Source organism: Pseudoalteromonas piscicida (genome assembly GCF_002744175.1).
Taxonomy (GTDB): Bacteria; Pseudomonadota; Gammaproteobacteria; order Enterobacterales; family Alteromonadaceae; genus Pseudoalteromonas; species Pseudoalteromonas piscicida_B.
The window spans coordinates 101147-113986 of sequence record NZ_NKHF01000055.1; the positions used below are offsets into that span (position 1 = coordinate 101147).

Consider the following 12840-nt stretch of genomic DNA (forward strand, 5'->3'; position numbering starts at 1 on the left):
CTTAGAAACGCAGTGAGTAAAAATGAAAAAGGCCAGCATCGAGCTGGCCTTTTGAATATAAAGTGAATTAGCTTTCACGTGCAATGGCGCGATAAGCAATATCAGTACGGTACTCTACGCCGTCCCAATGAATGTCTTTCACGAGTGAGTAAGCACGCTTTTGCGCCTCGGTGACAGTGTGACCTAATGCCGTCGCACATAACACACGACCACCGGCAGTGACGACGTGTTCACCATCTTGCTTAGTCCCTGCATGGAACACTTTTTCACCTTCAGCGTAATTTACTTGTAGGCCAGAAATTGCGTCACCTTTAGGGTAGTTACCAGGATACCCTTTGGCCGCTAGAACGACACCAACAGCCGCGCGTGGATCAAACTCAATCACAGTTTGATCCAGCTCTTCGCGGTTGGCCGCCTCAATCAGTTCAACAAGATCCGATTGTAGGCGCAACATAATAGGTTGTGTTTCTGGGTCGCCAAAGCGGCAGTTATATTCGATAACTTTTGGTGTACCGTCTGCGGTGATCATCAGGCCTGCGTATAAGAATCCAGTATAAGGGTGGCCTTCTTTTGCCATTCCCTCAACCGTTGGATTAATCACTTCATCCATAATTCGGTTATGAATTTCTTGTGTCACTACTGGCGCTGGAGAGTAAGCCCCCATACCTCCAGTATTCGGCCCTTTATCGCCATCGTAAGCACGCTTGTGATCTTGGCTGGTGGCAAACGGAAGTACGTTTTTGCCATCGACCATAACGATGAACGAGGCTTCTTCACCTTCTAAAAACTCTTCAATAACAACGCGGCTGCCCGCTTCGCCAAAAGCGTTACCAGCAAGCATATCGCGGATCGCTTCTTCCGCCTCTGCTTCAGTCATCGCTACGATAACCCCTTTACCGGCAGCAAGGCCATCCGCTTTAACCACAATCGGCGCACCTTGTGCTTTTAGGTATGCCAGTGCTGGCTCAATCTCTTCAAATGTTTGATACGCAGCAGTTGGAATATTATGACGGGCTAAAAAGTCTTTGGTGAAAGACTTTGAGCCTTCAAGTTGTGCTGCAGCTTGAGTTGGACCAAATATCGCAAGACCTTCTTCGCGAAAACGGTCAACAACACCAATAACCAGCGGTGCTTCTGGGCCCACAATAGTCAATTGTACGTTGTTTTCTTTAGCAAATGTGACCAAGGCATCAATGTCCTCAACACCAATAGCTACATTTTCAAGCTTAGGCTCAAGAGCGGTGCCTGCGTTACCTGGCGCAACAAAAACAGTTTTGACAGATGGATTTTGTGCGGCTTTGAACGCAAGCGCGTGCTCGCGTCCACCGCTGCCAATGACTAGTACATTCATGGCGAAATTTTCCTATTAAAGCTTTTTAAATTTCAAGGTCATACGGTCACTTTCCCCAATCGCTTTATATTGCGCTGCTTTTTCGTCGCCAAGCGCTAAGCGAGGAGGGAGAGTCCATACACCTTTGGGATGATTTGCGCTATCCAATGGGTTAGCATTAATCTCACTGCTTTCAACTAGTTCAAAACCAGCTTTTTTGGCAATATCAACAACATAACTTTGCTTCATATACCCTGATGACTTTTGATCTTCAGTGTTGCGGTGTTCAGGTAAGCGGTGTTCAACCACACCTAAAATGCCACCAGGCTTTAGCGCTTTGTTAAAAGCGGTAAACGCACTGAGCACACCCTCATCACCTTTACCCATATACCAGTTATGAACATTACGGAACGTCAGTACCATATCAGCACTGCCTGCAGGCGCAATGTTGCTGTGCGTTACAGGTGCAAACTCCGTGATTTTAACTTCACTGTAATCTGGGTTGGTTGCTACTTTTTCTTGGTAGCTTTTTAATGAGCGTTGATAGTAACCAACGTCTGAATCAGCAGGGAAGTGGGCTGCATAGTATGTACCCTTGCCTTTGACTAGAGGCGCTAAGATTTCGCTGTACCAACCGCCACCAGGGGCAATTTCTACCACAGTCATAGATGGGGTAACACCGAAGAAAGCGAGCGTTTCACTGGGATTACGATACTGATCTCGCGCTCTGTTTTTCTCTGCGCGATTGTCGTTAGCAACGGCTTTTGTAATGGCACTCGGCACTGCTTGGCTTGAGTTAGATTCTGTGGCGTTACAGCCTACGAGAGTTGTGAATATCGCTGCAGCGATAAGTGACTTCATACCTAGATTCATCGTTAGTTTCCTTCATTCTGTTATGATTATGCTGTAGCCAGAATACTGGAAATTAGCTGAAACAAAAAGCGCGAAACTAATAAGTTTCGCGCTTTATTGATTAGTGGCGGAAGTGACGCATTCCGGTGAATACCATTGCCATTCCCGCTTCGTCAGCGGCAGCTATCACCTCTTCGTCACGCATTGAGCCACCAGGCTGGATCACCGCAGTAATACCAGCAGCCGCGGCAGCATCAATACCATCACGGAACGGGAAGAAGGCATCAGATGCCATGACTGATCCCGGTACTTCTAGGTTCTCGTCAGCGGCTTTAATGCCTGCGATTTTAGCCGAGTAAACGCGGCTCATCTGGCCTGCGCCGACGCCGATGGTCATGCCGTCACGAGCATAAACAATCGCATTTGATTTAACAAATTTAGCGACTTTCCAGCAAAATAGCAGATCTTTTAGCTCTTGCTCTGTTGGTTGACGTTTAGAAACTACTTTAAGGTCGTTTAAACCAACCATCCCTTGATCACGGTCTTGTACCAAGATACCACCATTAACACGCTTGATATCAGTACCTGTGGTTTTTGTCGACCACTGGCCACATTCAAGTAAGCGAACGTTTTTCTTCGCAGCAACAATCTGTGCTGCTTCTTCAGAAATACTAGGGGCAATAATGACTTCAACAAACTGGCGAGCAACGATAGCCTCGGCAGTGTCAGCATCTAATTCACGGTTAAACGCGATGATGCCACCGAAAGCAGAAGTTGGGTCGGTTTTAAATGCGCGGTCGTAAGCTGCAAGGATCGTATCATCAACAGCAACACCACATGGATTGGCGTGTTTTACGATAACACAAGCGGGCTTATCAAACTCTTTAACACATTCAAGTGCCGCGTCGGTATCAGCGATATTGTTGTAAGATAGCGCTTTACCTTGAAGTTGCTTAGCCGTTGCAACGGACGCTTCTTCAATGTTGTTTTCAACATAGAAAGCGGCATCTTGGTGCGAGTTTTCACCATAGCGCATATCTTGCTTTTTGGTGAACTGCATATTGATGGTGCGCGGAAATTTAGTTTCTTCAGTTGCTTCCTCGGTGTAATCAGGAACCATCTTACCGAAGTAATTAGCAATCATGCCATCGTATTGTGCGGTGTGCTCGTATGCTGCAATAGCTAGGTCAAAACGTGTTTTGTAAGTTGTTGACCCTGTGTTTGCTTTCATTTCTTCGATAACATGGCCATAGTCACTGGCGTTAACAACAATTGTCACGTCTTTGTGGTTTTTTGCCGCTGCGCGAACCATAGTTGGTCCGCCGATATCGATGTTTTCAATGGCATCTTCTAGGCTACAGTCAGCTTTCGCAACAGTTTGTGCGAAGGGGTATAAGTTGACTACTACCATATCGATTGCTGAAATATTGTTTTCGGTCATTACGTCTTCGTCTTGACCGCGACGTCCTAGGATACCGCCGTGCACTTTAGGGTGAAGCGTTTTAACGCGACCATCCATGATTTCTGGGTGGCCAGTGTAATCAGATACTTCTGTTACTTTAATGCCGTTGTCTGCAAGTAGTTTGCAAGTACCGCCAGTTGACAAAATTTCTACGCCTTGAGCTTCAAGGGCTGTAGCGAACTCAACGATACCGGTTTTATCTGACACGCTTAATAGGGCGCGACGAATTGGACGATGTATATCCATGATGGTTTAGGTTTCCTCAATGATTAGTTAAGGGCTAGCTTAGAAAGCCGGTATTTTAGCGCATAATTGTTAAGAAGACGATGTTAAAACGCGAGATAAACATGAGAAAAGTACGATATGAAAAGGATAAATGTCCGCTAGCTGCTGAATTTTAAACAATAAAAAAGCACCCGAAGGTGCTTTTTTATCAACTAAATTTACGTGCGACGCTTAGTTCATGCCGTATTTTTTTAGCTTTTTGCGAAGTGTGCCACGGTTGATACCTAGAAGGATCGCTGCACGAGTTTGGTTACCACGAGTATAAGTCATAACCTCTTCAAGTAGCGGTGCTTCAAGCTCAGAAAGAACTAACTCATAAACGTCTTGTACGTCTTGGCCATTAAGCTGCTTCAAGTAGTGGTGTACAGCTTTTTTAACTGCATCGCGCAAAGGTTGCGGTTTCTCTTGTGACTGAACATGAGCGTTAGTAATAAATGGAGAAGTCACATTTTGTTCGAACATCGTTATGTCTCTTTCTTAGTTAGCCTGTAGAGTGAATAAACTCATTCACCCTAATGTTTCAAAATAGTTTTCTAATGCCTCGATTTGCGCTTCTGGCGTCTCAAGAGCATTGAATACTCGCCTAAATTGACCTTCTTGGTCATGGGCCTGCAAATACCAAGATACATGCTTGCGTGCGATGCGCGCTCCCATTGGCTCACCATAGAACTGATGGAGGTTTACTAAGTGCTCCATCAAAATTGCTTGAACCTCTGCTATCTCAGGTTCCGGCAAATGTTCACCAGTTTGCAAATAGTGGTCGATTTCTCGGAAAATCCAAGGGCGACCTTGGGCGGCTCGACCAATCATGATGGCATCTGCGCCCGTGTATTCCAGCACCTGCTTCGCTTTTTCAGGAGACGTAATGTCACCATTCGCAACAACAGGAATTGACACTGAACGTTTAATTTCTCTAATCGTGGCGTACTCGGCTTCGCCTTTGTACATACAAGCGCGTGTACGCCCATGTACGGCTAGCGAAGCAATGCCTCGACGTTCAGCTATGCGCGCAATCTCAACACCGTTACGATTATCTGTGTCCCATCCTGTGCGGATTTTTAACGACACAGGTACGTCAACAGCAGCTACCACAGCAGTGACGATTTCATCGACCAACTCTGGGTATTGCAACAGCGCTGAGCCTGCGAGCTTTTTGTTCACTTTCTTCGCGGGGCAGCCCATATTGATATCTATGATCTGCGCACCGTTTGCGACATTAAACTGTGCTGCCTGCGCCATCAGCTCAGGATCTGCACCAGCAATTTGTACCGAACGAATGCCCGACTCACCACTGTGATCCATGCGATTTTGCGATTTATCGGTTTTCCACACTTTAGGATTTGAAGACAACATTTCAGATACCGCAAGCCCTGCACCTAGACGTCGACATAATTGTCTAAACGGTCTGTCGGTGATGCCAGCCATTGGTGCTACGATAAGATTGTTTTCAAGTTGGTATGGACCAATACGCACTACAGTTTAATCCGCCTTTCCTCAAGGGGCGCTAAGTTTACGGTTTTTTTCGCAAAAATCAAAGGTTATAAATTGAACATAATTGCTTTTTTTTTGAACTTTATGGGTTGACTTTTGGTAACAAGCTGAGTGCCCATAAGATTTGTGTGAAATTTAATCAAAAACAATTTTTGCAGTACAATTAAGTTGAAAATTTAAGCTGTGAAAAATGCGTAAAGCCTGTTAATTACAGGCTTTAGCAGTTAAAACTTACTAACTTTTTTAGCGCCACTGACACCTTTGTCGGTGTGATGTGGATCAGGTTACTTTTTAACTCCACTTACGCGAGTCCATTCCCCTTCTTGAGCAATGTCATCCAAATGAATAAATGGTGCGTAAACATCTGCTACAGACTGTGCTTGCTCGGCTAAAATACCAGACATTGCAATCGCGCCCTCATCTCCTAAGAAGCCCAGAATAATCTCGTGCAGCTCTCTTAACGGTTGTGCAAGAATGTTTGCGACCACGATATCAGCACTAAACTCAGGTTGATTTTCAGGTAAGTAGACTTCTAGCTGATCGGCAACGCCATTACGCTCGGCGTTTTCACGGCTTGCAATAAGCGCTTGTGGGTCGATGTCGATACCAATCACACGCTCAGCTCCGAGCTTGATAGCAGCGATCCCCAAAATACCGGAGCCGCAACCAAAATCAACAACGGTTTTACCACTTAAATCTTGTTGCTCTAACCATTTTAGACAAAGAGCAGTTGTTGCATGGGTCCCTGTACCAAATGCAAGGCCCGGATCAAGTAAGACATTAACTGCTGTTGGATCCGGCACATCACGCCAACTTGGACAGATCCACAACCTTTCACCAAATTTGATGGGGTGAAAGTTGTCCATCCATTCACGTTCCCAATCTTTGTCTTCTAACTGCTCTAACTTATAGTTAAGCGGCTTATTATGTTGTGATTGCAAATAATCAACCACAGCCTGCATATCGTGATTCGCTTCAAATAAGCCAATAACGGTTGTTTCAGGCCAGAGGATAACTTCGCCTGGTTTTGGCTCATAAACCGGGTTGTTTTTACTATCCATAAATGTCACCGAAGGGCAGCCAATATCCATCAGCATGTCGCTAAGGGCATCAGCATCAGCCTTATCAGCGTAAATTCGAATTTGGATCCAAGCCATGTTTGTATACCTATTTAATCCAATTAATATAAAAAAGGCCGCTTAATAGCGGCCTTAATCTTATCTGCTACTTTTTAGCCTTTAACGTCTAAAAAGCTCTTTAATAGATCAGAACGAGAAGGGTGGCGAAGCTTACGCAATGCTTTAGCTTCAATCTGACGAATACGTTCACGCGTTACGTCAAACTGCTTACCCACTTCTTCTAGCGTGTGGTCAGTGTTCATGTCGATACCAAAACGCATACGTAGTACTTTTGCTTCACGAGCCGTTAGGCCTGCCAGTACTTCGTTGGTTGCGCCGCGAAGACTTTCCATTGTCGCCGAATCAATCGGTGATTCAATAGTGGTATCTTCGATAAAGTCACCAAGATGTGAATCTTCATCATCACCAATTGGCGTTTCCATTGAGATCGGCTCTTTTGCAATCTTCAATACTTTACGGATCTTGTCTTCAGGCATCACCATACGCTCTGCCAATTCTTCAGGGCTAGGTTCACGACCCATTTCCTGAAGCATTTGACGTGATATACGATTTAGCTTATTGATTGTTTCAATCATATGCACTGGGATACGGATTGTTCTAGCCTGATCCGCTATTGAACGCGTGATCGCCTGACGGATCCACCAAGTCGCATAGGTTGAGAACTTATAACCACGACGGTATTCGAACTTATCAACCGCTTTCATCAGACCGATGTTACCTTCTTGAATAAGATCCAAGAACTGCAAGCCACGGTTGGTGTATTTTTTCGCGATTGAGATTACAAGACGTAAGTTTGCTTCAACCATTTCTTTCTTCGCACGGCGAGCCTTGGCTTCACCTATACTCATACGGCGGTTGATGTCTTTGATACGCTCAATACTTAAGCCAGTGCTTTCTTCAAACACTTTTAGTTTATTTACACAGCGCTCGATTTCCGATTTAACTTCAGCAAGTTTTGCTGAGTGCTTTTCACCTGACGCGATTTCTGCATCAATCCAAGCTGTGTCGGTTTCGTTATTGGCAAAGTGCTTAACAAATGTTTTCTTTGGTACTTTTGCTATTTGAACCGCTTGTTTCATGATGATACGTTCTTGAACACGTACTTTGTCCATCATTTCACGCATGTTATTTACCATGCGGTCAAACTGCTTAGGTACTAGTTTGAAAGTACGGAAGTGATCACCGATTTCCTGAATTGCAGCTTGTGCGTCAGGGTGTGAACGACCTTTACTCTCAAAAATATTTCTGGCTTTGTTATACAGCGTGCGTAGATGTTCAAAATGCTCACGAGCTTCTTCAGGATCTGGACCTGAATCGCCTTCTTCTGAGTCATCGTCATCATCGTCTTCATCATCTTCATCATCTAAGTCTTCGTCGCTTAGCTCTGAACCGATGTGCGTTGCTGAAATAGGTGCTTCATCTTCTTCGATGGCATTAGGATCAAAAAAGCCAGAAACGATGTCGCTTAAGCGCATCTCTTCCGCTTCGTACTTGTCCCATTGCTCTAAAAGGTAAGTAATGGCTTCAGGGTATTCTGCAACAGAAATCTGTACCTGATTGATCCCTTCTTCAATACGCTTAGCGATTTGGATTTCGCCTTCGCGAGTAAGGAGCTCAACAGTACCCATTTCACGCATGTACATACGAACAGGGTCAGTTGTGCGGCCAATTTCTTTTTCTACTGTCGCTAGTGCCGCAGCTGCTGCTTCAGCAGCATCCTCATCTGTTGTTGTTTCTTGCATCATCAACTCGTCAGCATCAGGCGCGTTTTCAGAGACCTGAATACCCATGTCGTTGATCATGCTGATGATATCTTCTACCTGATCTGAGTCTATGATGTCTTGTGGAAGATGATCGTTAACTTCTGCAAAAGTTAAATAACCTTGCTCTTTACCTTTCTGAATCAGAAGTTTGAGTTGTGACTGAGGAGATTGATCCATAGAGAAATTTGCTTCCACTCTGAAAAGTTGATACAACAGGCGCCAGCTAATTAACAGCTAAATTTTGATGACGCAGTGAATAGAACATTATAGCACCGAAAATCACTATTGACTAGAACTTCTACCGTTTAAGCGCTTGCATTAGTAGCGCACATTCAAGCCGCTCGTCGTTTGTTAAGCCTTCGGTTTTCTCCTTAATAAATAGGGTCTCAAGGCGATAATTTAAACACTGATCTTCAATAAATTGAAAAGTATTTTTAAATTCATCGACTAACCTATCCTCAGCCACACCGTGTTGCCACACTGCGAGCTTTTTTAAGGCATCAAATTCAGGTTGTTCTCTGTAGTGCTCAAGTAATTGCGCAGTATTAATTTTTGGGTTTTGGTGACATAAAGATTGCAGGCTAAGCAATAATTGAATACCTGGGATCGACATTTCAGCCAGCTCTGGCATATATTCAACATTTTGTGCCAGCTCAGGGTGTTGCAGTAATAGGCCAATAGCTCTTCGCATTGGCGTGACCTTAAACTGCCTTTCTATCTTATTTTGGTGCTTATTATTCGCTAACTTAGCGCTCAGTTGTTCTCGTGTTCGGCCAATGAGTCGAGCTAAGGTGTTTAATAATGTTTCTTGATAATAGTCACTGGGAATTTTACTAATAAGCGGAATTGCATCGGTAAGCAATTTTGATTTCCCTGCGTCATTGGTCAAGTCACATTGCTCGCGCAATTTAGTGAACAATACTTGCGTATAATCGGTTGCCGCATCTAAACGTGCTTCAAAGGCTGTTTTACCTTCTTGCTGCACCAAAGAGTCGGGATCTTCGCCATCTGGTAAAAATACAAACTGTAATGATTTACCATCTTTGAGATTTGGCAGCGCATGTTCTAATGCTCGCCATGCTGCGTCACGTCCAGCTCTGTCACCATCGTAACAACAAATAACTTTATCCGTATTGCGAAAGAGTGTTTGCATGTGTTCGGCTGTGGTGGCTGTGCCCAGTGCGGCAACAGCATAATCTATGCCTTTTTCCGCCAGTGCAACCACGTCCATATAGCCTTCAACGATCAATACTTTGTCTAGCTGTTTATGTGCTTGCTTGGCTTCATAAAAGCCGTATAGCTCAAAGCTCTTGTGGAAAATGCGAGTTTCTGGTGAGTTTAAGTATTTTGGTCCCTGATCTGCTCCCATGATCCTGCCACCAAAAGCAATGACTCGACCTCGCTTATCGCGAATAGGAAACATTAATCGGTCGCGGAAAAAATCAAATTGACGACCTGCTGATTTTTCTGAGGCTAATTTTAAATCGAGCAATTGCTGTTTATGCTCGGGCTTTCGCGCGATTTGATTACATAACGACTCCCACTCAGGAGGTGCGTAGCCAATCATAAACTTTTGAACTGTTTCGCCGCTGATCCCGCGGCCTTTTACATAATCTATCACCTGAGTCGCATTGCTATGATGCTTAAGTTGGTGCTGATAAAATTTTGCGGCCTGTAACATTAAGTCGTAGTCTGACTTTTTTTCGGCCATGGAACGTTGTGGCCCTTGAGGTGCATTTTCTCTTGGTACTTCAAGATTTAAAAGTGCTGCAAGCTCTTCTATGGCGTCTACAAATTCGAGCTTGTCATACTCCATTAAAAAGGAAATGGCGTTACCGTTCGCACCACAACCAAAGCAATGGTAAAACTGTTTATCGCGTGACACGGTAAAGGACGGTGTTTTCTCATTATGAAATGGGCAGCAGGCTTGGTAGTCTTTTCCGGCCTTTTTCAATCCCACGCGACCGTCTATTAACTCGACAATATCAGCTCTTGCGAGTAGGTCATCAATAAACTGTCTAGGGATTTTACCTTTCATCTACGTTCCGAAGTTAAGCAAGTGGTTTGGTTATTATATCAAGTTGCGACCATAAAAAATCAACTTAATTCAATCGATACAGAGCGAACTAATTTGGGCTTGGGATACTTAATGCTTTTCTTGCAGCCAATTTTAGCGCTAACAGCGTTGAACTCACGTCCAATAGCCAGCTATGGGGGCATATATCACTTGAATTAACTCGCTAATCAATTTGATGGATGAAATAGCATACTAACGTAGTTAAAAACTTCTTGTTGAGAACAATTAAATAGCAAAATTTTTGTCTCGCTATTAAAGCTACTTCTGTGCTTCAAATCGCTCATTTACTTAATACATTTGGTATTAAATGGGCCTTGCCCACAGAATGTAGGTGCCTTAGCGAGAGCACGACGCAGAAGCAGAGTTACCCTCAAAACGCTCTGATCAAATAGTGAAAAATTACATCAAAAATCTGATTATTCAGAGTTTAACGGGAATGGAGGATGCTTAAAAATGAAGAAACCGAGCACAAGGCTCGGTTCACTTTTAATCATACAATTGTATGTGGGCTTAGGCTGTGAGTCTTTGTTTGATTAAACCAGACATTTTGCCCATGTCAGCGCGACCTTCAGCTTTTGCCTTGATAGCACCCATGACTTTACCCATGTCTTGCATGCCAGCTGCACCAGTTTGTGCAATCACGGCATCAATTAGCTCGATGATTTCGTCTTCGCTAAGTGGCTTAGGAAGGAAAGTCTCAAGTACGCTAATTTCGTTAGCTTCGATATCAGCTAAGTCTTCACGCCCTGCATCTTTGTACTGGGTATAAGAATCGCGACGCTGCTTTACCAATTTTACTAAAACAGCAGTAATACCCGCGTCATCTAGTGTAGTTTGGTTGTCGATTTCTCGCTGTTTAATTTCAGCAAGTACCGCGCGAATTGCGCCAAGACGAATTTTGTCTTTGGCTTTCATCGCTTCTTTTTGCGCGTCTTTTAGCGTAACTAATAAGCTCATTGATACAAGACCAATACTGATTAGTATAATTTAACGCGACGTGCGTTTTCGCGAGAAAGCTTTTTCATGTGACGCTTAACAGCTGCAGCTTTTTTACGCTTACGCTCAGCAGTTGGCTTCTCGTAGTGCTCGCGACGACGAACTTCAGAAAGGATACCTGCTTTTTCACATGAACGTTTGAAACGACGTAGTGCAACGTCAAACGGCTCGTTTTCTCTTACTTTAATTACTGGCATTAAAAATTCACCTACCTAATTAATGAGCTTAGCTCTATCTGGCTAAAAACTAGCCAATTGGTTCAAAAATGGTGCGGTATTGTAATCTGAAGCAAGACCGCATGTAAAGCTTAAATTATAGCTAAAAGTGGACTCCCTGTCATGTACCGCTCTGGCGCTGGTTTTTTACTGTGTTTTATCGTTGGTAAAGGCGACAAATCACTTGTCCAGCCTGCTTTTCTTTTAAGATTTGCCAGTGTTGTGGGATATCAGGTTGTGCCTCTTGTTCAAATTCAACATAAATCAAGGCCGATTCGCATAACCAAGCGTTTGATTCAAGTAATTCGCAGCAAGGTGAAACTAGATTTTTTCGAAAAGGTGGATCAATAAACACTAAATCATATTGTTTCTGTTTAGGATTGCTGGCCAATACAGCTAACGCATCGTGATTGATGATATCTACATTATCTAGCTTGAGTAATGTTGCGTTACTAGCCAGTTGAGCTGCCGCTTTCTTATCTAGCTCGATAAATGTGCCATGGGCTGCAAAACGTGAAATCGCCTCAAAGCCTAAACTGCCGGCACCTGCGAAGCAATCCAACACATTAGCATCTCGAACATCTTGCATTAGCCAGTTAAATACCGTTTCTTTCATTCTGTCTGTAGTTGGACGTAACCCAGCTACATCATGAACTGGTAACTTGCGGCCTTTATGTTTACCACTGATCAATCGAATAAAACCAGATTGTTTTGTATTAGGCTTTGGCTTAGATTTTCTCATAGCGACGTAATTTGCTTCTTTATTAAAGGTTCACGGTATCAGGATTTTTCATCCTCACGGAACATGGTACACTTGCTCACAATTTTGTCTAAGCACTAAGGTTGCCGCCCTCGGCTTGCCTTTCAGGCCCAAAATTAAGTGTGAATTCAATCCAACTTGCAGCGATAAGCAAAGCAAGCTGGCATTTTCGAGTATGGTATCAAGATCATCGGCACTTTGCTTTGGGTTTATGCAATTTATCTAACACGGTCGTAAGTGAATATGGGAAAGAAAAATAAGTTTTTATCTTGGTTAGGTTTTGGTAAATCCGATAAAGCGCAGCAAGAAGCAGAACGTGAGGCGCAGATAGCCAAAGAGCAAGCTGAACGTGAAGAGGCCGAACGCCAAGCGCAGTTAGCCAAAGAGCAAGCCGAACGTGAAGAGGCAGAGCGTCAAGCGCAGTTAGCCAAAGAGCAAGCTGAACGAGAAGAGGCGGAGCGCCAAGCGCA

11 protein-coding genes and 1 pseudogene are annotated in these 12840 nt (G+C 44.0%); 1 reads left to right on the forward strand and 11 read right to left on the reverse strand.

The window, feature by feature from the left end:
- Positions 1-67 precede the first annotated feature (67 nt).
- From purD to rsmD, 11 genes are all read right to left on the reverse strand, one after another.
- The gene (gene purD / locus CEX98_RS12605; protein ID WP_099642412.1) at positions 68-1351 is read right to left on the reverse strand and encodes a phosphoribosylamine--glycine ligase; all 1284 of its coding nucleotides are present in this window, start codon (positions 1349-1351) and stop codon (positions 68-70) included.
- Positions 1352-1366: 15 nt separating this feature from the next.
- Positions 1367-2203 (reverse strand): class I SAM-dependent methyltransferase, encoded by an 837-nt coding sequence (locus CEX98_RS12610; protein ID WP_099642413.1) that lies wholly within the window; start codon positions 2201-2203, stop codon positions 1367-1369.
- Between the two features lie 100 nt (positions 2204-2303).
- Entirely contained in the window at positions 2304-3890 is a 1587-nt protein-coding gene (gene purH / locus CEX98_RS12615; RefSeq protein ID WP_099642414.1) for a bifunctional phosphoribosylaminoimidazolecarboxamide formyltransferase/IMP cyclohydrolase, read from the reverse strand.
- A 210-nt stretch (positions 3891-4100) separates the two neighbouring features.
- Positions 4101-4391 carry a DNA-binding transcriptional regulator Fis gene (gene fis / locus CEX98_RS12620; protein ID WP_010374122.1) on the reverse strand — a complete coding sequence of 97 codons (291 nt, stop codon included), beginning with the start codon at positions 4389-4391 and terminating at the stop codon, positions 4101-4103.
- A 45-nt stretch (positions 4392-4436) separates the two neighbouring features.
- Positions 4437-5402, reverse strand: coding sequence for a tRNA dihydrouridine synthase DusB (gene dusB / locus CEX98_RS12625; RefSeq protein WP_099642415.1), 966 nt, complete (start codon positions 5400-5402; stop codon positions 4437-4439).
- 302 nt (positions 5403-5704) lie between these two features.
- Positions 5705-6577 carry a 50S ribosomal protein L11 methyltransferase gene (prmA, locus tag CEX98_RS12630; protein WP_099642416.1) on the reverse strand — a complete coding sequence of 291 codons (873 nt, stop codon included), beginning with the start codon at positions 6575-6577 and terminating at the stop codon, positions 5705-5707.
- Between the two features lie 74 nt (positions 6578-6651).
- Positions 6652-8499 carry an RNA polymerase sigma factor RpoD gene (rpoD, locus tag CEX98_RS12635; protein ID WP_099642417.1) on the reverse strand — a complete coding sequence of 616 codons (1848 nt, stop codon included), beginning with the start codon at positions 8497-8499 and terminating at the stop codon, positions 6652-6654.
- Between the two features lie 121 nt (positions 8500-8620).
- Entirely contained in the window at positions 8621-10360 is a 1740-nt protein-coding gene (dnaG, locus tag CEX98_RS12640) for a DNA primase (RefSeq protein WP_099642418.1), read from the reverse strand.
- Between the two features lie 549 nt (positions 10361-10909).
- The gene (locus CEX98_RS12645) at positions 10910-11356 is read right to left on the reverse strand and encodes a GatB/YqeY domain-containing protein (protein WP_099642419.1); all 447 of its coding nucleotides are present in this window, start codon (positions 11354-11356) and stop codon (positions 10910-10912) included.
- A gap of 20 nt (positions 11357-11376) precedes the next feature.
- A complete protein-coding gene (gene rpsU / locus CEX98_RS12650; protein WP_010362466.1) occupies positions 11377-11592 on the reverse strand; it encodes a 30S ribosomal protein S21 in 216 nt (71 codons plus the stop codon).
- A gap of 175 nt (positions 11593-11767) precedes the next feature.
- On the reverse strand, positions 11768-12352 hold the full coding sequence (gene rsmD / locus CEX98_RS12655) for a 16S rRNA (guanine(966)-N(2))-methyltransferase RsmD (RefSeq protein ID WP_099642420.1): 585 nt from the start codon (positions 12350-12352) through the stop codon (positions 11768-11770).
- 261 nt (positions 12353-12613) lie between these two features.
- Here rsmD and CEX98_RS12660 point away from each other — a divergent pair.
- Positions 12614-12840, forward strand: a pseudogene (locus tag CEX98_RS12660) (signal recognition particle-docking protein FtsY); the annotation flags it as partial.

Excerpts from the sequence above, each read along its gene's own strand:
- purH (WP_099642414.1), bottom strand. The coding sequence starts at position 3,890 with ATGGATATACATCGTCCAATTCGTCGCGCCCTATTAAGCGTGTCAGAT.
- fis (WP_010374122.1), bottom strand. The coding sequence starts at position 4,391 with ATGTTCGAACAAAATGTGACTTCTCCATTTATTACTAACGCTCATGTT.
- rpoD (WP_099642417.1), bottom strand. The coding sequence starts at position 8,499 with ATGGATCAATCTCCTCAGTCACAACTCAAACTTCTGATTCAGAAAGGT.
- rsmD (WP_099642420.1), bottom strand. The coding sequence starts at position 12,352 with ATGAGAAAATCTAAGCCAAAGCCTAATACAAAACAATCTGGTTTTATT.
- prmA (WP_099642416.1), bottom strand. The coding sequence starts at position 6,577 with ATGGCTTGGATCCAAATTCGAATTTACGCTGATAAGGCTGATGCTGAT.
- CEX98_RS12610 (WP_099642413.1), bottom strand. The coding sequence starts at position 2,203 with ATGAATCTAGGTATGAAGTCACTTATCGCTGCAGCGATATTCACAACT.
- rpsU (WP_010362466.1), bottom strand. The coding sequence starts at position 11,592 with ATGCCAGTAATTAAAGTAAGAGAAAACGAGCCGTTTGACGTTGCACTA.
- dnaG (WP_099642418.1), bottom strand. The coding sequence starts at position 10,360 with ATGAAAGGTAAAATCCCTAGACAGTTTATTGATGACCTACTCGCAAGA.
- purD (WP_099642412.1), bottom strand. The coding sequence starts at position 1,351 with ATGAATGTACTAGTCATTGGCAGCGGTGGACGCGAGCACGCGCTTGCG.
- CEX98_RS12645 (WP_099642419.1), bottom strand. The coding sequence starts at position 11,356 with ATGAGCTTATTAGTTACGCTAAAAGACGCGCAAAAAGAAGCGATGAAA.